General features: G+C 51.3%; 18 protein-coding genes and 2 pseudogenes. 3 read left to right on the top strand and 17 right to left on the bottom strand.

Translation table 11 applies throughout. From position 1 onward, the window contains the following. Positions 1–5: 5 nt before the first annotated feature. The 13 genes from ON063_RS07930 to hprK form a co-directional block, all read right to left on the bottom strand. The gene (locus ON063_RS07930; protein ID WP_214746053.1) at positions 6–701 is read right to left on the bottom strand and encodes a MerR family transcriptional regulator; all 696 of its coding nucleotides are present in this window, start codon (positions 699–701) and stop codon (positions 6–8) included. 56 nt (positions 702–757) lie between these two features. Beyond that, on the bottom strand, positions 758–1,201 hold the full coding sequence (locus ON063_RS07925) for a hypothetical protein (RefSeq protein ID WP_274664767.1): 444 nt from the start codon (positions 1,199–1,201) through the stop codon (positions 758–760). 89 nt (positions 1,202–1,290) lie between these two features. Further along, positions 1,291–1,806, bottom strand: a complete 516-nt coding sequence (locus ON063_RS07920; protein ID WP_074033625.1) for a DUF2179 domain-containing protein — start codon at positions 1,804–1,806, stop codon at positions 1,291–1,293. A 90-nt stretch (positions 1,807–1,896) separates the two neighbouring features. Further along, positions 1,897–2,136, bottom strand: coding sequence for a CopG family transcriptional regulator (locus ON063_RS07915; RefSeq protein ID WP_074033629.1), 240 nt, complete (start codon positions 2,134–2,136; stop codon positions 1,897–1,899). Between the two features lie 84 nt (positions 2,137–2,220). Next, a complete protein-coding gene (gene whiA / locus ON063_RS07910) occupies positions 2,221–3,174 on the bottom strand; it encodes a DNA-binding protein WhiA (RefSeq protein ID WP_074033630.1) in 954 nt (317 codons plus the stop codon). Positions 3,175–3,208: 34 nt separating this feature from the next. Beyond that, entirely contained in the window at positions 3,209–4,204 is a 996-nt protein-coding gene (locus ON063_RS07905; RefSeq protein WP_224861729.1) for a gluconeogenesis factor YvcK family protein, read from the bottom strand. Between the two features lies 1 nt (position 4,205). Next, a complete protein-coding gene (rapZ, locus tag ON063_RS07900; protein ID WP_074033636.1) occupies positions 4,206–5,078 on the bottom strand; it encodes an RNase adapter RapZ in 873 nt (290 codons plus the stop codon). A gap of 120 nt (positions 5,079–5,198) precedes the next feature. Next, a complete protein-coding gene (gene trxB / locus ON063_RS07895) occupies positions 5,199–6,152 on the bottom strand; it encodes a thioredoxin-disulfide reductase (protein WP_074033640.1) in 954 nt (317 codons plus the stop codon). Between the two features lie 68 nt (positions 6,153–6,220). Next, entirely contained in the window at positions 6,221–7,693 is a 1,473-nt protein-coding gene (locus ON063_RS07890) for a tetratricopeptide repeat protein (RefSeq protein WP_274664766.1), read from the bottom strand. Positions 7,694–7,987: 294 nt separating this feature from the next. Continuing rightward, positions 7,988–8,470, bottom strand: a complete 483-nt coding sequence (locus tag ON063_RS07885) for an acyltransferase (protein ID WP_214746036.1) — start codon at positions 8,468–8,470, stop codon at positions 7,988–7,990. Then, the gene (gene ppaX / locus ON063_RS07880; RefSeq protein WP_214693572.1) at positions 8,463–9,113 is read right to left on the bottom strand and encodes a pyrophosphatase PpaX; all 651 of its coding nucleotides are present in this window, start codon (positions 9,111–9,113) and stop codon (positions 8,463–8,465) included. Before ppaX ends, ON063_RS07885 begins: the two co-directional genes overlap by 8 nt. After that, the gene (lgt, locus tag ON063_RS07875; protein ID WP_274664765.1) at positions 9,113–9,931 is read right to left on the bottom strand and encodes a prolipoprotein diacylglyceryl transferase; all 819 of its coding nucleotides are present in this window, start codon (positions 9,929–9,931) and stop codon (positions 9,113–9,115) included. Before lgt ends, ppaX begins: the two co-directional genes overlap by 1 nt. A 2-nt stretch (positions 9,932–9,933) precedes the next feature. Beyond that, a complete protein-coding gene (gene hprK / locus ON063_RS07870) occupies positions 9,934–10,869 on the bottom strand; it encodes an HPr(Ser) kinase/phosphatase (protein ID WP_214693573.1) in 936 nt (311 codons plus the stop codon). Positions 10,870–11,017: 148 nt separating this feature from the next. On the opposite strand from hprK, the gene ON063_RS07865 reads away from it, so the two are divergent. Further along, positions 11,018–11,374 carry a hypothetical protein gene (locus tag ON063_RS07865; RefSeq protein ID WP_214693574.1) on the top strand — a complete coding sequence of 119 codons (357 nt, stop codon included), beginning with the start codon at positions 11,018–11,020 and terminating at the stop codon, positions 11,372–11,374. A 36-nt stretch (positions 11,375–11,410) separates the two neighbouring features. Here ON063_RS07865 and ON063_RS07860 read toward each other — a convergent pair whose 3' ends face one another. The 3 genes and pseudogenes from ON063_RS07860 to uvrB all read right to left on the bottom strand — a co-directional run bounded on the left by ON063_RS07860 (position 11,411) and on the right by uvrB (position 17,478). Further along, positions 11,411–12,580 carry a DUF4097 family beta strand repeat-containing protein gene (locus ON063_RS07860; RefSeq protein WP_214785851.1) on the bottom strand — a complete coding sequence of 390 codons (1,170 nt, stop codon included), beginning with the start codon at positions 12,578–12,580 and terminating at the stop codon, positions 11,411–11,413. A 65-nt stretch (positions 12,581–12,645) separates the two neighbouring features. Next, positions 12,646–15,514 (bottom strand): annotated as a pseudogene (gene uvrA, locus ON063_RS07855) (excinuclease ABC subunit UvrA). Further along, positions 15,515–17,478, bottom strand: a pseudogene (uvrB, locus tag ON063_RS07850) (excinuclease ABC subunit UvrB). Positions 17,479–17,930: 452 nt separating this feature from the next. Between uvrB and ON063_RS07845 the strand changes: the two are divergent. Beyond that, positions 17,931–18,638, top strand: a complete 708-nt coding sequence (locus tag ON063_RS07845) for an MIP/aquaporin family protein (protein ID WP_274664764.1) — start codon at positions 17,931–17,933, stop codon at positions 18,636–18,638. A gap of 28 nt (positions 18,639–18,666) precedes the next feature. Further along, positions 18,667–20,145, top strand: coding sequence for a glycerol kinase GlpK (gene glpK, locus ON063_RS07840; protein ID WP_274664763.1), 1,479 nt, complete (start codon positions 18,667–18,669; stop codon positions 20,143–20,145). A gap of 67 nt (positions 20,146–20,212) precedes the next feature. Here glpK and ON063_RS07835 read toward each other — a convergent pair whose 3' ends face one another. Continuing rightward, positions 20,213–21,352 carry a PDZ domain-containing protein gene (locus tag ON063_RS07835; RefSeq protein ID WP_274664762.1) on the bottom strand — a complete coding sequence of 380 codons (1,140 nt, stop codon included), beginning with the start codon at positions 21,350–21,352 and terminating at the stop codon, positions 20,213–20,215. Positions 21,353–21,364 lie beyond the last annotated feature (12 nt).

The raw sequence follows: 21,364 nt of genomic DNA, 5'->3' as shown, positions 1-21,364 counted from the left end.
TTTTTCTATTCGATTGGCATCCAGACTTCAATCATGTCATCCGCCCCTGCCTGACCATGAATGTAACGTTCAAAGTCGACGGCATCGCGAAGCGTCACGTCCGAAACGTTTAACAGTTGTTCGTATGTTTCAGGAATCATCGGGATACCCCCTTCGACCGTCGCAACGATATAGTTTCCTTCGGTCAGTTCGACTTGTCGCGATCCTTCCCCACTCACGGGCTTCGTCATACCAGCCACATAACCGTTCTCATGCGGGAGGCAGACGCCGTATGACTCATCTGTCGTCAATTCTGGTTGGAGTCTCGCCCACACCTTCGGGATTTCCTCTAACGTACTCCCATATCCATAGACGATAATCGGTTCGCGTAATGTTTCATATCGAATGTTCATGTCATCCCCTCCTGACTGCATCGACCGAATCTGTCTCTCGATTCGGCAAAGCTGTTCGATTTCTGTCCTGACTTCATGTAACCGTGTTTCAAGTAGCGTCTCAGTCGACTCTCCGGACTGAATCTGCTCTAAACTGAGCCCGATTTGACGTAATCGTTTAATTTCACTCAACCGTCGAATCTCTTCCATCCCATACATCCGATACTGGTTGTCCAATCGTGTCGGTTCAATCAACCCGCGCCCTTCGTAAAATTTGATGGCTTTGACCGATAATCCAGTCACATGCGCCACTCTTCCAATCGGAATCACTGTGTTCCCACCTCCTATCTTCACTGTACAGTCGTCCCTAAGAGGCAGGTCAACCATTAATTTTCAGGTACTCGGACACCGAAGACGTATCGACTGTCGCCCTGTGTCCATTCCCCGCCGACCTCATATAGATAAATACCGGGTTCGTCTGGTACGACCGGTTCAGCCGGGACGAGCTCTCCGTCCTCTATTTGAAAGAAACTCGATTCCATCGGGTCAGCATGGTAGACAACGTCAATCGCGTCACCCGGTTTGACCGTGATGAGTTGCAGGTCATCCGCTTCCGGCAAGCCATAGTCGGCGCACGTCGCACGACTGCCGGCTTCCCAACAATACGTCGATTGTTCTACTTCCGCCGTCACCGAGCCGACACGAACCGTCGGCAGCGGCGGTTTGACAGGGTCGTCCCCATCACTGAACCAAGACACGGCGACATAAATCACCCCTATGCCGACAAGTAACCCAATCAATACAATCCAAAAACGCCGATTACGCTTCACGGTCTCATCTCCTTTCCTCACTCATTCCCTATCGTGCAGGAAAATCCCTACTCCAACAAAAAAAGACCCACTTCTGTGAGTCTTACGCGTCATTTCGGACGACGCAATCCTTTCATCATATAGCCGCCTTTAAAGTCGATCGGGTCGAATGCGACGAGAAACGCCTTCGGCTCATGCTTCTCGACAAGTTCACGCAATTCTTTCATCCGTGTACGGGCTGCCAAGACGTCTAGACGATAACGGACACCATCTCGACCTTGTCCTTGGTAATGCGTCACCCCGTAACCGTTGTCGCGCATCTGTTGAATGAGCTCTGCCGGATATTCTTTCGTGTGAACTTGGATCATGTTGTAGCCGATGGCGAGTTTACGTTCGACATAGCCACCGAGTAAAATCCCGAGACCGAACCCGACTGCGTACACGATCATACCGAGCGTCGTCAAATCTTGGAATACGATTCCGAGTGCGAAGATGTAAATGAGTGTCTCAAGCGTCCCGAACAGACCCGCGATGACGGTCTTCCCTTTCACGAGCATGATTGTCCGGAGCGTGAGCACCGGGACGTAGATAAGTTGTAGCAATAGGATGAGTAAGATTTGACCCATTCGATCGACCTCCGTTCAAATTCATTACCACCACTATTCCAAATTTCAGAGAGAGATGCAACTAAAAAAGGCTGACCGAAGTCAACCTGATTATTTCGTATCTAGATTTTTCACGCTCGTGAGCAATTCATAGTCTTTACGAATCACTTCGTAAATCGCGTTCTTATCTCCGTTCAACAACTCTTCTGCACGAAGCTGGTTCAAGAGAAGGCTTGTTGCGAACGTGACGAGTGCACTCTTCGGAATTCCGATTTCTTTTGCGCGCTCCGTGATGACTTGGTCGAGCTTAGCGTCAATCGTGAGCGATAATCTTTTCTTTTCATTCGACATAGTGATGAAGCTCCTTTAATTCCTATTCAGTAAACCTATTCCAGTTGCTTATTATATAGGAAGAATGGTTTTGGTGCAACCGCGTCACGATGAGGCGATCTCGTCGCCGCTCCGCACACGCTCAGCAATTTGGTCAATTTTGCGAAGTCGATGGTTAATTCCAGACTTCGAGATCGGTCCTGACTCGAGCATCTCCCCGAGTTCTTGTAACGAGACGTCTTGGTGCGTGACACGCAGTTCGGCGATTTCCCGAAGCTTTTTCGGCAAGACATCGAGTCCGACCGTCCGCTCCAAGAACTTGATATTCTCGACTTGGCGTAACGCCGCCCCGACCGTCTTGTTCAAGTTGGCTGTCTCACAGTTGACGAGACGGTTGACGGAGTTGCGCATGTCCTTGATGATGCGCGCATCCTCAAATTCGAGCATTCCTCGTGTCGCACCGATTAACTTGAGGAAGTCTGAGATCTTCTCGCTCTCCTTCATATAGAGGATGTGCCCTTTTTTCCGCTCGAGCGTCTTCGCATTCAAATCGAACCGATTCGCCAGATCGCGTAGCGCCTGGTTATGGTTTTCATACAAGCTGTAGACTTCGAGGTGATACGACGACGTCTTCGGATGGTTGATCGATCCTCCGGCGAGGAAAGCCCCACGCAAGTAGGCGCGTGCCAAGTTCTCGTCGCGTGTCATATCCGAGTTCAACGTCCGGATCATCTCATAGTGCTCCCCGAGAATCTCGAGGTCACGGAGCATCGTCTCTGCGTGCTGTGACACTCGTACGATGTAGACGTTATTCTTTTTCAGACGCATTTTCTTCCGTACGAACAAATCTAATGGATGGTCGTAGAGACGTTTCATCAACGAATACATCCGACGGGCGATCGAGGCGTTTTCGGTCGAGACGTCGAGCGTCATGCCTCGTCCTAGGGCGAGCGAGATGACCCCGTTCATCCGAACGAGTGCCGACAATTCCGCTTTCGCCTCGGCGTCATTCACTTCAAGTTGTGTCAATTCTTTCTTCACATCTGATGCAAAGCTCATCGAGTCCCCCTCCTTTCTGTCTTTCGAACAATTCTTATTTCAATTCTAACTGCTGGAACGAGCGCGGCTTCTTGATTCGAAGCACCCGTTGCATGACGAGTCCGGCGATGGCGTCGGAGTCATGACGGATATAATCCCGATTGTAATCGACGATATCTCCTGCCAGGACGTTCGTTCCATAGTTTCGGAGCTTCTTCCGGTCGAAGCGGACCTCTTCCGACCCGTCCTCGAGGTAACGCTCCAAATAGTCTTCATCAATCGGCTCGTTATTGACGACGATTGTATCAATCGACGCCTTCCCGAGATAGGCTTCGATGGCTTTTAAATGTTTCATGGCGTCATAGCCCTTCGTCTCGCCCGGTTGTGTCATGACGTTACAAATATAGACGACCGGGACTTGTGAACGGACGATGGCTTCTCGCACATCTGGGATGAGTAGGTTCGGGATGATACTCGTATAGAGACTCCCTGGACCGAGCACGATGACGTCTGCCGACTCGATGGCTTCCACGACCCCTGGGGCCGGCTTGATGCCCTCTTCGAGTAAAAACAGACGTTTGATCGGCTGCTGATGGAGCGGGATTTTCGATTCGCCTTTGACGATCGTCCCATCCTCAAACTCCGCCGCGAGCGTCATGAGCGTCTCCGTCACCGGCAACACTTTCCCTTGTGCGTTCAAGAGCTGCGACATGACGTCGATCGCTTTGACGAACGAGCCTTCACAAATATGTGTCGCCGCCGTCAGCATCAAGTTCCCGAGGGAGTGACCTTCTAGGCCATACCCCGTGTCGAAACGATACTGTAAGATTTTATCCATCAATGGTTCGACTTCTGACAGGGCCAGGATGACGTTACGGATGTCGCCCGGGGGCAACATATGAAATTCGTCGCGCAAGCGCCCTGAGCTGCCTCCGTCGTCCCCGACCGTGACGATGGCGGTGATGTCGAGCGGATAATGCTTCAAGCCTCGGACGAGGGTGGACAAACCTGTCCCCCCACCGATGGCCACTACTTTCCGGTCTCGTCTCATATCATTTCTCCTTCGTCGCGTGGGCAAGGTCACGGTGGACCGTCTTCACGTTGTAACGCTCCGCGAAATGCTCCGACACTTTCTCAGCGAACGTGATCGAACGGTGTTTCCCACCCGTACAACCGAACGCCACGACAATCTGCGTCTTCCCTTCCCGCTTATATTGCGGAAGCAGGAATTCGAGCATATCGATCAACTTCTTATAAAACGCCCGCGCTTCCGGATGTGACATGACATAATCTTGCACTTCCGTCGTCTGACCCGTGAGCGGTCGAAGCTCAGGGATATAGAACGGGTTCGTGATGAAGCGGACATCAAACAGTAAGTCCACATCGAGTGGGACCCCGTGTTTGAATCCGAACGACATGAAGTTGACCGTGAACGGGATGCGTTCCTCGTTGAACTGTTGCAAGATGCGGTCCTTCAGCATCTGCGGCTTCAAGTCACTCGTGTCATAAAGTGTATGGGCACGGTCGCGGAACCCTTCTAACAGTTCGCGCTCCATCTGGATGCCGACGAGTGGCGCATCCTCTGGTGCGAGCGGATGTGACCGCCGCGTCTCTTTATAGCGACGAACGAGCACATCGTCACGCGTCTCTAAGTACAGAAGATGTGGGTGTACGTTCTTCTTTTCTAAATCGTCGATGACGATGAACAGGCTATCGATAAAATCTCTCGTACGTGTATCAATGGCGACCGCGATTTTCGGTCGGACCGAGCTGATGACATCAATCAATTGTGGCAAAAGCACCGGTGGCAAGTTATCGACACAGAAATAGCCGAGATCCTCGAAACTATTCATCGCGACCGACTTCCCAGCCCCGCTCATTCCGCTGATGATGATCAATTCTTCTAATCCTTTAAAATCTTCCATCTCGCTGACGCCCCCTTAAAATTGACAACCGAGCCGTGTGTGTAGCTCTCTCCATCTAGTATAACGAACGTCCGAAAAAAAGAGAAGGACCGCGGTTCCCCGCAGTCCTACCTTCTTGAATCATGCGTTTTGTTCTTGCAACGATTCGAGGAGCCCCTCGATGAAGTGCTGAGCGTTCTGAGCGGCAATCGATCCATCGTTCGTCGCCGTGACGACTTGGCGGAGCGTTTTATCACGCACGTCACCGGCAGCAAAGATTCCAGGAATCTTCGTTTCCATCGCCTCGTTCGTGACGATGTAGCCTTGCTCGTTCGTGATCCCGAGATCTTGGACGAATCCAGTAATCGGGTTCATACCGATATAAATGAAGACGCCGTCGATTTCGTGGTCTGTCTCTGTGCCGTCAACCGTGCTGACGAGACGAGCGCCACCAACTTTACCGTCTTTCTCTGTGATTTCTTTCAATGTGTGGTTCCAAATGAAATCAATTTTCTCATTGTCGAACGCACGTTTTTGAAGAATTTTTTGAGCTCGGAGCTCATCACGACGGTGAACAATCGTCACCTTGTTCGCGAAACGTGTCAAGAAGACACCTTCTTCAACAGCTGAGTCGCCACCACCGATGACGAACAAATCTTTACCTTTGAAGAATGCTCCGTCACATACCGCACAGTACGATACGCCACGGCCGCCGAGTTCTTCTTCACCCGGTACACCGATTTTCTTATACTGAGCACCAGAGGCGAGGATGATGGCACGCGCTTTATAGTCGCGGTTGTGCGCATGCACGATTTTGTATTCTGTTTCATCCGAGATGCTTTGCACGTCCCCATACGCATACTCCGCACCGAACGCTTTCGAATGGTCGAACATCTTTTGAGACAAGTCAGGACCGAGAATACTGTCGTATCCTGGGTAGTTCTCGATGTCTTCCGTGTTGGCCATCTGACCACCCGGAATTCCGCGTTCAATCATAAGTGTTGAAAGGTTTGCACGTGAAGCATATAGCGCAGCGGTCATTCCGGCAGGGCCGGCACCGATGATAATGACGTCATAAATTTTTTCTTCTGTCATGTTGATTCCACCTCTGCAAAATATTGATTGCCTTTAGTATAAGAAACCTGTATGGGTATCGTCTATCTTTATGCTTGTTCGAGTGTCCGTTTGAACGAACGAACCGTCTCCGTCAACGTGTCGACCGGGAGATGGAAGGCGTTCGCACAGTCCTCGAGAATCAAGGCGTCTCGTTTCGTATAAAACATCCAGACGAGCGCAGCGGCCGATGCCGTTACGTCCATGAATGCTTCGTCCGATAACAGAAGCGTAGCAAATCGTTCATAAAAATCACCTTCTAGGCTCATCCGTTCCGCTTCCGAAACATGTGCTTCGGCAAGGACGAGGGCATCAAACGCGCGCTTGACACGAGCGTCTCCTTGGAACGGTTGCTGACAGAGGTCGGCACGACACATTTCCGCAAACGCACGGACCGTCTCGTTCTCTGTCACGGCGTTCGTCAGCGCGAGCGCTTCAAACGCCTCATCGTCTTTCAGGTTAGAAATGATTCGAATGATCTCGACCCGGGCCAAGTCCGTCTCTTGACGAAGTCCTTGGACGAGCGCCGAACGAAACTCGAGGTTTTCTCGAATATCGAAACTTTGCTTCTCTTCGAACCGTTTCATCTCATCTTTGTTCAAGTAGGTGGCTGCCTCTTCTAATCGTCCTGTCTTATAGGCAGACACGCTGAGCCAATGCCCGAACAATGCGTCACCGCGAAACCCGCGTTCTTTCAATAGACGTAACTCTTCATACGCACGGTCATAATGACCGACGAGCGCGAGTGTCGTCGCCAATTTATAACGTAAATCAAACTGGAGTGGACGAACACGTGTGAGTGGCGTCGATAATTGCATCGCCGCTTCGGATTGTCCCGCTTCATGCAGCAAGAGAATCGTGTTCAAGATCGCATGCAAGTTGCCCGGATTTTGATCGAGCACGTACTCGAGCGTCCGAAACGCCGCTTGGTCGTCGCCGAGGTAAAAACTGACGACGGATAAATTGTTATAGGCCGGCCAAAACGATGGATACTGCCCGATTAAACGCTCGAGCGTCGCCTTTGCCGCAAATAGCCGTCCTTTGTCGATTTGACGCTGCGCTTCTGAATGCCATGTGATCAATTCGTCTTCTTCCTCGTCCTCGAGCTCTTGTTCGAGTTCGATTAGTTCGAGAAGGGATTGCACGGCTTCCGCGTAGTGACCTTTCGTGTCACGTGCGAGATATTCAGATGCATAGTTCGCCGCTTCTTCATATTGAGAGACATAGGCACAGTTGCTCGCTAAATGATAGAGCGCCTCTGTCGCGGTCTCGTCGAGCTCTAATACTCGTTTCCACACGTCATTGGCGTGGTAGACCTCCCCTACTTCAAATAACAGTTCTGCGTACTGTTTATGATAGTCGACGCGATGCGTGGCTGCCGCTGTCGCTTCAGCCATGAAAAAAGTCGCTTCATCTAGGCGACCTTCCCGTAACGCACGACGACCTCTATAGTAGTGGAGCTCCGCAGCGAGCGGAGATTCTGGTTCGGGTAGCGTCATTACTGCTTCATAGTTCGCTTCCATATTCTAAATCCTCCACATCATCTCTAAATCTTTTTTTAGTTGCAGGGATAAGAATACCGCACTCGAACAACGAGGGCAACTGAAAAAGTTAAAAAAAATTGCGACTATATTCCCTCTATAATGAATATTTTTTACTAGGTTCAAAAATTGTTTTTGAGCGAAAATATGATTCCTTCATTTCGGTTCATTTTCCCATTAAAAAGCGGCATCCCTTTTAAAAAAAGTGATACCGCTCAAGTATTCTTTCATGTCTCTATACAAAAGAGGCATAAAAACATTTTGCGAAAAATTGTGTCAAATATGTGTCAGCGACTGGAGTTTCGAACCGACGACCCGCTCTCCCGGCAAGACGTCGCGATGCACGACCGCGCCCGCACCGACGACAGCACCGTCGCCGATCGTCACGCCCGGTAAGATGGTCACGTTCGCGCCAATCAAGACTTCATTTCCGATGACGACATCTCCGATTCGATACTCATCGACGAGATACTCATGGCAGAGGATCGTCGAGTTGAATCCGATGACCGTGTTCCGACCGATGGTGATCCGTTCCGGGAACATGACGTCCGGCGTGACCATGAGGGCGAGAGCACTATACTCTCCGATGTTCATCCCGAGAAACGTTCGGTACAACCACCGCTTCGCCTTCACCGAAGGGAAGTAACGCCCGACGAGCACGACCGCTGTGTTTTTGAAGACACGTAGGAAGCGAATCGTCCGATACATCTGCCAAAGCGGGTTCGGCCCGTCGATACGAAACCGTTTCGTCTTACGCATGGACGCTGACCTCGTCAAGCCATGCCTCGAAATGTTCCATCGAGTCGATGATGACGTCCGGCTCGAGTGACTCGAGGAATGGGCGACCTTTTAGTGCCCACCCTACAGCGACCGTCTTCGTCCCAGCGTTCTTCCCGCTGAAGATGTCCGTATCGTTATCTCCGACCATGACCGCTCGCTCCGGTGACGAGCCGAGCGCTTGCAGAGCACGTTCGACCGGTTCAGCGTGCGGCTTTTCATTCTCGACATCGTCAGCTGTTACGACGACATCAAACAAGTGGTCGATTTTGAACAACCGAAGGCCTCGTTCGACGACCGGACGGCCTTTCGATGTGACGACGCCCATCTTGTACCCTTTCGCATGAAGACGATATAAGCCTTCGATGACACCCGGGTACTCGGCGACAAGTTGGTCGTGCATGGCGATGTTGAAACTCCGATAGAACGCCTGCATCTCTTTCCATTCTGCTTCGTTCAATTCACGGAACGACTTCTCGAGCGTCGGTCCGATGAAGCGATAGATGTCCTCATCCCGATACGTATGTTCCGGGAAATAATAGTCGAACGTATGACGGAAGCTGGCGATGATAAGCGGGTTCGTATCGAGTAACGTACCGTCTAAGTCAAATAAGAGCGTATCCATTAATCAAACAATCCTTTCTCTGATGGGTCATTGTATCGTTTCGCGTTGCGGCGAAGGACCATCATGACGATACCGAAGAGGATCAAGACGATCGACACCATTTGGGCCGCACGCAAATCGCCTGACATGAGACTATCCGTCCGCAGTCCTTCGATATAGAAGCGACCAATCGAATACCAAACGAGATACGACAAGAAGATGTATCCGCGACGTGGGTTTCCGATCATGCGCCATGCGACGAGGAGGATGACCCCGATGATGTTCCATACACTTTCATAGAGGAACGTCGGGATATAGTATGCCCCGTCGATATACATCTGATTGACGATCCAATCCGGTAGCATGAGCGTATCTTGCAAGAAGCTACGCGTTGTCTCGCCACCATGGGCCTCTTGGTTCATGAAGTTCCCCCAGCGCCCGATGGCTTGTCCGAGCAGAAGTGATGGCGCCAAGATGTCCGTCACTTTCCAGAACGACATCGATTTTCGCATACAATAGACGATGACGACAAGGAGTGCCCCGAAGATGGCACCGTGAATGGCAATCCCGCCTTGACGGATATCGATGATCTGTCCAAGATTCTCGGAGTAGTAATCCCATTGGAACGTCACGTAGTAAATACGCGCGAAGATGATACTGATTGGAATCGACCAGATGACGACGTCGACGAGTCGTTCCGAATCATAGTTAATCCGTTTCGCCTCATAGAGGGCAAGGACGAGTCCGAGCATTGCCCCGAAGGCGATGATCATACCATACCAGTAAATCGGCAGAGACCCGATTTCAAACGCTACACGATCAAATGTCGGTTCTACCATGATCACAAGTCTCCTTCAGTGTCCTGAATCGCGTTCGCGAGACGTTCCGCAAACTCTTCAGCCGTATTGATGCCCATGTTTTGCAGACGATAGTTCATCGCTGCGACCTCGATGATGACCGCCAAGTTTCGACCTGGGCGGACAGGGATCGTGAGGAGCGGGACTTCACTATCGATGATCTTCATCGTGTTGTGATCGAGCCCGACGCGGTCGTACACTTTTCCAGCGTCCCAGTTCTCCAAGTTGACGATGAGACTGATTTTCTTATGCGAACGGACCGCACCTGCGCCGAACAAGGTCATGACATCGATGATGCCAATCCCACGAATCTCAAGCAAGTGGCGAATCAGCTTCGGTGCTGAACCGACGAGGAGCTGATCGCCCGTTTGACGGATCTCGACCGAATCATCGGCGACGAGACGGTGCCCCCGTTTAACGAGTTCAAGCGCGGTCTCCGATTTCCCGACACCGCTCTGTCCTTTGATGAGAACGCCAACGCCGTAAATGTCGACGAGGACGCCGTGCATCGCTGTCATCGGTGCAAGTTCCATCTCGAGGAAGTTCGTGATTTGCGACTCGATTGATGTCGTCACCGCATTCGTCCGCATGAGTGGGACGTTTGCCGCTTCCGCTTCTTCTTCGATTTCTGTCGGAATATCAAATCCACGTGTGATTAAAATCCCAGGTGTCGATTCCGTACATAAAATCCGTGCCCGCTCGCGACGCTTTTCTTCCGATAAGCTCGCATAGAAGGTCAACTCCGTCTTCCCGAGCACTTGAAGACGATTTTTCGCATAGTGCGTGTAGTAACCGGCGAGGACGAGTCCTGGTCGACTAAGGTCAGGTGTGGCGACCGGACGATGGAGTCCCTCTTCTCCCGCAATGACTTGAAGTTTAAAACGCTCAACGACTTGAGCTGTACGTACGATATTTTGCATCAGTATCTGCCCCTTTCACGCTCATTATTGTATCATAGCTCTTTCTCGGAAGCGTTAGGGAAGTGATGAAGAACGTGTCAAAAAATTGTTGAAACTTTCATACATGGCGTTCGTAGGAAGGGTATAGGCAAATAGAGGAGGTGAAAATATGGATGCGTTGTTTTGGATTGTCGTGCTCATCGCGCTCGTCATCGGAATCGGGACGCTCATCTACATCATTAAGTCATTGATCGATATGTGGAAAGAGTATGCGGCGACGAAAAACGAGACGGTCTTGCTCTTGTTCATTTTGAATATCATCGGATTCTTCTTATCGGGCGCACTCATCTCGATGATTGTCGCCATCATCTTCTACTGGAATCGCTCGAAATCGATGCGACTACTCGGTATCATCTTGTTGATTGCCGGTCCCGTCCTCTTTATCGTCTTCGCAGTCAGTGCATTCACGCTATTTGATACACAGATGATGGATTGGCAACAGATGGAGTATGAAATGAATTTATAAACAAGAAATCCCGAAGGCGCTGCCTTCGGGATTTGCTTATTGTTGATGGAACGGATTATTCAAATCGGCTGGGTCGACGGGATCGACCGGATCCGACGGCTCCGTCTGTTCTTCCTCAAGGAAAGTCGACGGTGTATACACCGATCCGTGTTCCAAATCGATCGTACCGGTACGTGTACCCGCTTCGACTTCGATGCGAGGTGTTTGACCCCGACCGGACAAGAATTCGAGACGACGCTGGGCAACATCTTTTCGGTCACGGATGATCTCGAGTTCATCGAGTAAGCAATGGAGTCCCCCGAAGTTCGTCTCGAGTTCTCCTTCCACCTCAACGCCGTGTGGCAACACGAGTCGAATGTTTCCGGCGAGCGAGGCGAGTTCGAACTTGGCCGGACGTGCTGTCGCGAGTTCCGCGCGGATGTTGCCGTTCCCTGTCTTGAGGGATGCTTTATCGTACTTCCCTCCGACGATGACGGCCCCGTTTCCGGTACGGACGTGCACGAGTTCTGCCTCGACCCCTTCCACCTCAACTGTCCCGTTTCCGGTATTGAGAAGGAGTTCAGACGCGTGTACTTCATGTAGGACAACGCGACCGTTCGCCGTTTGCACGCGGACGTTCTCGACGTCCAAACCATCGGCACGGACTTCCCCGTTCAACGTCTGAATATGAAGATGGTTGAAATGGTGGTGCGGGACGTACAGTTCCACGTGGGCCCGGACGAGCTTGTCACGCAAGGAGACGACGAGACGGTCCCCGATGACGGAATGCTTGACCGCCGATTGCAACTGTTCGAGCGCTTTGTCCGCGTCTTGTTGGCGAAGCGGACGACCGGTCACGATGAGCTCACAATCTTCCGCATCTGACGAGACGATGGTCGCCGATGCGTTGAAGAGATCGAGTGAGATGTCGCTACCCGTGAATGGGAATGATTTCGAATACGTCACTTCTGGTCCGAAGTTCGAGCTGAAGGAGAAGTCGCTGTCACGAAGCTTCGTGACGAGTCCTTCTACCGCAGACGTCAGTTTCGTCGTGAGTGATTCGACCGAATAGGCATCGACCTTTTCCGTGTCTTGTCGCTCTTCTAGCGCCTGGACTTGTTCTGGTTCGAGGCGTTCAAGACGCTCGAGTTGCGTCATCGCCTCCTCGATTGTCATCTTGCCTTCCTTCACTTGCTGGAGAATCAGTTCACGCATTTCTTGTTTCACGTTCGTTTTCCCCCTTCAATTTGGTTGCACGTCAATTACCTTCCCGTTTCTCACCAATTCTATACTTATTTCTTTTTTCCTGCTTTCGGTTTCACGCGAGCCGCATCTCGTTCAAGTACCGGCTTCAAATACTTGCCGGTATACGAGCCTGACACTTCGGCGACTTCTTCCGGCGTTCCCGTCGCGACGATGAGTCCGCCGCCGTCCCCGCCTTCTGGTCCGAGGTCAATCAAATAATCGGCTGACTTGATGACGTCAAGGTTATGTTCGATGACGAGCACCGTGTCCCCGTTCTCAACGAGGCGCTGCAACACTTTCAACAAGCGGGCGATGTCATCGACATGAAGACCTGTCGTCGGTTCGTCCAAAATATAAATCGTCTTTCCGGTCGAACGTTTATGAAGCTCCGAAGCGAGTTTGACACGCTGGGCTTCCCCACCGGAAAGTTCCGTCGCCGGCTGACCGAGTTTCATATAGCCAAGACCGACGTCATAGATGGTCTGAATCTTCCGCTTGATTTTCGGAATTTTGTCAAAGAATTCGAGCCCTTCCTCAATCGTCATATCGAGGACATCGGCAATCGTCTTCCCTTTATACTTCACTTCGAGCGTCTCACGGTTATAGCGTTTCCCGTGACAGACCTCACATGGAACATACACGTCCGGCAAGAAGTGCATCTCGATTTTGATGATCCCGTCCCCACGGCACGCTTCACAGCGTCCGCCTTTCACGTTGAAACTGAAGCGTCCTTTCTTATAGCCGCGCATCTTCGCTTCGTTCGTGCGACACGTCACGGATGTCGTCGAAGACGCCCGTATACGTCGCCGGGTTCGAACGCGGTGTACGCCCGATTGGAGATTGGTCGATATCGATGACTTTATCGATATGCTCGAGACCTTCAATCTTCTTATGTTTCCCTGGCTTCGCTTTGGCACGGTTCATGTTGTGTGCGAGCGATTTATAAAGAATCTCGTTGATGAGCGTCGACTTCCCAGAACCGGATACACCCGTCACGGCGACGAACATCCCGAGCGGAATCGAGACGTCGACATCTTTCAAGTTGTTTTCTTCTGCCTTGAGAATCTTCAAGAACCGTTCGTCCGGCATCTTCCGTTCAGCCGGGAGCGGGATGAACTTCTTCCCAGCAAGGTATTGACCTGTGAGCGAGTTCTTGTTTTTCATCAGTTGCTTCGGCGTCCCGGCAGCGATGACTTGTCCACCGTGCTCCCCGGCACCCGGTCCGATATCGATCAAATAATCGGCTTCCATCATCGTATCTTCATCATGCTCGACGACGATGAGCGTGTTGCCGATGTCTCGCATCTGTTTGAGCGTGGCAATCAAGCGGTCGTTGTCTCGTTGATGAAGACCGATTGACGGTTCATCGAGGACGTACAAGACGCCCGTGAGACGTGAACCGATTTGCGTCGCAAGTCGAATCCGCTGTGCTTCCCCACCTGAGAGGGTTCCCGCTGCACGAGACAACGTCAAATAGTCGAGACCGACGTTATTCAAGAAGCTGAGTCGCTCCCGAATCTCCTGCAAGATGAGGCGGGCGATGGCGATATCCTTTTCACTGAGCTGTTCGTTCAGTCCTTCGAAGAACGCGAGTGCGTTCACGACCGACTTCTCCGTCACTTGTCCGATGTGCTGGCCCGTGATTTTGACGGCGAGCGATTCTTCTTTCAAGCGATAGCCATGACATGTCGGACAGGCGTGCGTCGCCATATACATTTCCATCTGCTCACGGATATAGTCGGACGTCGTCTCCCGGTAGCGGCGCTCGATGTTACGGAGCACCCCTTCAAAGAAGATAGTGTTCGTCCGGACCTGACCGAAGTCGTTCTCATAGCGGAAGAGGAATGACTCTTCCGAAGATCCGTTCAAGACGAGGTCCTGGTCCCGTTTTGACAGACGTTCAAATGGTACATCCATATCGATATTGAAGTGCTGGCACATCGCCGCCAACAGTTGCGGATAGTACTGAGAGCTCGTCGGTTGCCATGCAGCGACCGCCCCTTCTTTTAACGTCTTCGACGGATCAGGGATGACAAGTTCTGGGTCGACGTCTAGTTTCGTCCCAAGACCATCACACGTCGGGCAAGCCCCGAACGGTGAGTTGAAAGAGAACATACGTGGCTCGAGTTCTCCGATTGAGAATCCACAAATCGGGCAAGCGTGGTGTTCGCTGAAAAGAAGCTCGGTCCCGTCCATCTTGTCGATGATGACACGTCCGTCGGCGAGGCGTAATGCCGTCTCAAGAGAGTCGGCAAGGCGCCCTTCGACGTCAGGTCTGACGACGAGTCGGTCGACAACGACTTCGATCGAGTGCTTTTTGTTTTTGTCGAGCTCGATCTCATCTGTCAGTTCGATGGTCTCTCCGTTCACGCGGACACGGACGAATCCTTCTTTTTTCAACGAGTCGAACACTTTGACGTGCGTCCCTTTTCGACCCGATACGATCGGTGCCAAAATCTGAAGTCGCGTCCGTTCCGGCAATTCCATCACCTGGTCGACCATCTGCGAAATCGTCTGACTCGAGATCTCGATACCGTGGTTCGGACAGACCGGTTTTCCGATTCGTGCGAACAAGAGTCGGAGATAGTCATAAATCTCCGTCACCGTTCCGACGGTTGAGCGCGGGTTTCGGCTCGTTGTCTTCTGGTCGATCGAGATGGCCGGACTCAAGCCTTCAATCGTATCGACGTCCGGTTTGTCCATCTGTCCGAGGAACTGACGGGCGTATGCGGACAAACTCTCGACATAGCGTCGCTGCCCTTCCGCATAAATCGTGTCGAACGCGAGCGACGATTTCCCGGAGCCGGACAAGCCCGTCAAGACGACGAGCTGGTCACGTGGGATATCGATGTCGATATTTTTTAAGTTGTTGACGCGCGCCCCTTTGATGACAATCGCATTTTTCTTTTCAGCCATTTAATTCCCTACCTTCAACTCCAAGATTAAGTCACGCAATTCGGCTGCACGTTCGAACTGGAGATCGCGCGCCGCTTGCTTCATTTCTTCTTCTAATTTGGCAATCGCCGCCTCGCGTTCGGCCGGCTTCATCGTACTGAGCGATTCGAGTGCCTCTTCTTCGGCCTCGACCGTCGCCCGGATGACACCACGGACGTCTTTTCGAATCGTCTGTGGCGTGATGCCATGTTCTTCATTATATGCTTGTTGAATCGTCCGACGACGATCCGTCTCTTCGATGGCTCGTGCCATCGAGTCGGTCATCTTATCCGCGAACAGGATGACGTGTCCGTTCGCATTACGGGCCGCCCGTCCAATCGTCTGGATGAGCGAACGGTCGGAACGAAGGAACCCTTCCTTGTCGGCATCGAGAATCGTCACGAGACTGACTTCCGGAATATCGAGCCCTTCTCGTAACAAGTTGATTCCGACGAGCACGTCATACTTCCCGAGACGAAGGTCACGGATGATTTCAATCCGTTCGAGCGTCTTGATCTCGGAGTGCATATAGTTGACTTTGATTCCTGCTTCACGCAAGTAGTCGGACAAGTCTTCTGCCATCTTCTTCGTGAGCGTCGTCACGAGGACACGTTCGTCTCGCTTGATACGCTCGCGAATTTGGTCCATCAAGTAGTCGATTTGTCCTTTGATCGGATGAATCTCGATCGTCGGGTCGAGTAGCCCTGTCGGACGAATGATCTGCTCGATCATCTTCGGTGTATGTTCGAGCTCGTACGGACCTGGTGTCGCCGAGATGAAGATCGCTTGTGACACTTTCTTCTCGAACTCATCGAATTTGAGCGGACGGTTATCCTTCGCAGAAGGGAGACGGAACCCATGGTCGACGAGCACTTGTTTCCGTGCCTGGTCCCCGTTATACATCCCGCGCACTTGCGGGAGCGTCACGTGTGACTCATCGGCGACGAGTAAGAAGTCCTCTGGGAAGTAATCAATCAATGTATACGGGGTCGAGCCTTCTGGCATCAAGTTTAAGTGTCGTGAATAGTTCTCGATGCCTGAACAATACCCCATTTCACGCATCATCTCCAAATCGTAATGCGTTCGCTGCTCGAGACGTTGTGCCTCGAGTAGCTTCCCTTCTTCACGGAACTTCTCGAGTTGCTCCTCAAGTTCCGCTTCGATGTTGACGATTGCTTTTTGCAGTTTTTCGTGACGAAGTGGGATGCCGGGAAGATGGCGACGTGATCACGGTCTGCGATGATTTCACCCGTCAACGGGTCCATCTCACGGATTCGGTCGATCTCGTCCCCGAAAAATTCGATGCGCATGCAGTGTTCGTCACGTGACGCCGGGAAGATTTCGACGACGTCCCCACGTACACGGAAACGTCCACGCTGGAAGTCGATATCGTTTCGTTCATATTGAATGTCGATGAGCTTACGAAGCATCTCGTCACGACCCATCTCTTTTCCGACGCGGAGACTCAATACGAGACTGCGATATTCTTCCGGGTTACCGAGACCATATATACAGGAAACGGATGCGACGATGATGACGTCATCCCGCTCGAAGAGAGCCGACGTCGCCGAGTGACGCAGTTTATCGATTTCATCGTTGATGGACGCATCCTTCTCGATAAATGTATCGGTTGAAGGCACGTACGCTTCAGGCTGATAGTAGTCGTAATAGCTGACGAAGTACTCGACCGCGTTGTTCGGAAAGAACTCTTTGAACTCAGAATACAATTGACCAGCGAGCGTCTTGTTGTGGGCGAGGACGAGTGTCGGCTTCTTCACTTCTTGGATGACGTTCGAGACGGTGAACGTCTTCCCTGTTCCGGTCGCCCCGAGGAGTGTCTGATAACGGTCACCCCGATTGACGCCTTCGACAAGTTGTCGAATCGCTTCAGGCTGGTCACCTCCTGGTTGAAATTCAGATTGTAATGCAAACGGAATCGATTCCATAAGATACTCCTCACCTTCTCATTTCATAGTGTCTTGATTATACCATAGACACGAACAAATATTCGCTTATTAGCTTGCATACGGATTTAAGCCTTTTCTCTTATATATCATCATTTCTTTTTCCGTTACCGTCTCAAAAGAAACATCAAATCTTGTTGCATTCATCCTTCGAGAATTGCTTCACAATCGTTTTTGTAGCATAGAACACGGAAAGTCGGATCCTGGACCTTGTTCCTATTCGATTGAAATTCCCATGATTTTTAAAAAGGGATGCCAAAATCATATACTTCTCGCGCTCTATCTGACTCTTTATGTGAAGTTTACAGGTGTAAATGTGAACATTTGTAGGAAAAAAGTAGGATTTTTGAAAAACACCGTTTTAAAACGCTTACATTTTGGGCATATAATGAAGTGGTAAGTCAAATTGCATAAGGGAGAAAGGGGAGTATCACATGTCAGCATTTGTAAGTGAAATTATCGGTACGATGCTATTGATTCTGCTCGGTAACGGTGTCGTCGCCGGCGTCGTCCTCCGCCATTCCAAAGCGGAAAACTCTGGCTGGATTGTTATCACAATGGGTTGGGGTCTCGCGGTTATGGTCGGGGTCTACGCAGCCGGTATTTACGGAGGCGCACACATCAACCCTGCCGTCACGATTGGTCTCGCGACAGCAGGCGAATTCCCATGGGCCGATGTCCCACTCTACATCCTTGCTCAGTTTATCGGGGCGTTCATCGGGGCATGTTTGGTATATGTCCACTACAAGCCGCATTACGATGCGACGGACGATCCAGGCTTGAAACTCGCAACGTTCTCTACTGCACCAGGTATCCGCAACACACCATCTAACTTGATTGGTGAGATTATCGGAACATTCGTCCTCTTGTTCGCGTTGTTGTCATTCGGGGCAAACACATTCGCAGACGGACTCAATCCGCTCATCGTCGGTTTCTTAATCGTCTCAATCGGTCTCTCACTCGGTGGTACGACGGGGTATGCGATCAACCCGGCACGTGACCTTGGACCACGTATCGCGCACGCGATTCTTCCGATTAAAGGAAAAGGCTCTTCAGATTGGGGCTATTCATGGATTCCAGTTGTCGGTCCGATTATCGGTGCTGTCATCGCCGCACTCGTTTACGGCATTCTCGTCCCTTAACACATAATTTTGAAGGAGGAAATCACATATGGCGAAAGAAAAACGTTATATTTTAGCATTGGACCAAGGAACGACAAGTTCACGGGCAATCATTTTTGATCATGATGGAAAAATCGTCACAGTCGCACAGCGCGAATTCAAACAGTACTTCCCAAAACCAGGCTGGGTTGAGCATAACGCCAATGAGATCTGGGGTTCTGTTCTCGCCGTTATGGCGGAAGCGTTCGGTTCGGCGGATATTGATCCGAATGAAATCGCAGGGATCGGGATCACGAACCAACGTGAGACTGCGGTCGTAGTTTGGCAATCACGTCAAACTGCTGATATCTGTGAAGAGCTAAAAGCGGCAGGTCACTCGGACATGGTTCGTGACAAAACGGGTCTTCTCATCGACGCCTACTTCTCAGGTACGAAAGTCAAATGGATTTTGGATAACGTCGAAGGCGCTCGTGAGAAAGCCGAGAACGGTGAACTTCTCTTCGGAACAATCGACACATGGCTCATCTGGAAACTCTCAGGTGGTCAAGCACACGTGACAGATTATTCGAACGCATCACGTACACTCATGTACAACATTTACGAACAGAAGTGGGATGACGAGTTACTCGAAATCTTGACGGTACCGAAATCGATGCTTCCTGAAGTCAAGCCTTCGAGTGAAGTCTATGCGAATACGATCCCGTATCACTTCTTCGGATTCGAAGTACCGATTGCCGGAGCCGCAGGTGACCAACAGGCTGCCTTGTTCGGTCAGACGTGCTTCGAAAAAGGTGAAGGAAAGAACACATACGGAACGGGTTGCTTCATGCTCATGAACACGGGTGAAGAAGCCGTCAAATCGGACCATGGTCTCTTGACGACGATTGCGTGGGGCTATAACGGAAAAGTCGAATACGCGCTCGAAGGTTCAATCTTCGTCGCCGGTTCGGCAATCCAATGGCTCCGTGACGGATTACGGATGTTGAAATCAGCAAAAGACTCGGAACAGTATGCGACGCGAATCGAATCTACAGAGGGCGTTTATGTCGTACCTGCCTTCGTTGGTCTCGGTGCACCATATTGGAACTCTGACGTGCGTGGTGCCATCTTCGGTCTCACACGCGGAACGGAGAAAGAACAATTCGTCCGTGCGACGATTGAATCACTCGCTTATCAGACACGCGACGTCCTCACATCGATGGAGAACGATTCAGGAATTAACTTGAAGACACTTCGCGTCGATGGTGGAGCCGTCAGCAACAACTTCCTCATGCAGTTCCAATCGGATATCCTCGACGTACCGGTCGAACGTCCGGAAGTAAGTGAAACGACTGCACTCGGTGCCGCCTACTTGGCAGGTCTCGCCGTCGGTTTCTGGAAAGACCAAGCGGAAGTCAAAGAACAATGGAAACTCGACAAAAAGTTCGAACCGAGCATGGACGAGTCTCATCGCGAAGCACTCTACAAAGGTTGGCAACACGCGGTCGAAGCAACGATGGCATTCAAACCATCAAAACTTGACGTATAAGTGGCAAGGGCATCCTCACGGGTGCCCTTTTCGTATGCAAAAAAAGAGTACCCCGTGAAGGATACTCTTACAATTTACGAAGTCGGACACGCGGGCTCGTCGGCTCCCCGACGAACAAGATACCGAGTTCGTGTGGGTCGGTCTCATACATCGCCCGTTGAACGAAACGGATGTCTCCGTTCAGATTCAACACCTCGAGCTTGATGTACGGTTTATGTTGCTGGAGCGCCTCATAAAAACTGTGCCCTCCCGTGATGATTGTGCCATTCACTTTATAGATGGACTCACCTGGGATGAGCTGCATCGCCTCTCCTGGTGAATTCGGAAGCGTGTCCACGATGACCGCCCCACGATTTCCATTGATGAAGACAGGTGTCGTACCGCGATTCTCTCGTTTGATCCACTGAAGCCCAAGCTCATAAAGAACGAACAAGGCGAACAGCGCATAGTCGACATACGGGATCTCCCATACATACGAGAGACCGAATAGACCGAGAGCAATCAAGGCGAGTACCCCGCGATAGTTGCTCAATCGTGCGAGAAGCGTCCCCGGTAAGGCACCGGTCGACAGTAAACTGACCCCGATCGGAATCGGAAGAATGATTGGCACCATCGGCCAGTCGAGGCCGAACGTCGGCGGCAAGAAGACGACGAGCGGGAAAAACCAAATGCGTTTGACGACATGCCCCCCGATGAACTGACCACGTTTCGATAAAATCAGTGTCGGGGACGTCTCTTTCGGCCCGTTCCAGCGTAAGAGAATCGCTTCCGCGAGTGTGACGAGTCCGAACGTGAGCGCGTAGACCGTCCAATCGACCCGAGCGAGCTCTCTCACCCAGTCACTGAGCGCCCCGTAAGAGACGACATCTCGCAACATGACGACCGCGAACAAGGCAAAGAGTGGAAGCACCGGATTGAAGAATCGCGGATGCATCGTCAATACCACGAGCGTATAGAGCACCGTGAACGAGACGGCCCATTCAAACGTGATGGTCGTCTCAAGTAGAATCGTTGCGGCCGATGAGAGGACCGCTAGAAGAAGACTCGGCCAGATGAAATGCTTCCATTCCGACTTCGGCGAGCGTCGTCTCGAACGAAACATGGCTCGTTCTCGTTTGACTCGTGTCATCGATATGTATGTAAGGGCGACGAGCGTCACCCAAAACAGCGGACTACCTAACAACGTCAATAAAGCTGTAACACTCATTCGTACAACTTC

Origin of the sequence: Exiguobacterium sp. B2(2022), assembly GCF_028823655.1 — a bacterium.
In the GTDB taxonomy this organism is placed as follows: domain Bacteria; phylum Bacillota; class Bacilli; order Exiguobacteriales; family Exiguobacteriaceae; genus Exiguobacterium; species Exiguobacterium aestuarii_A.
This window is presented reverse-complemented; position numbering and strand designations above follow the sequence as displayed.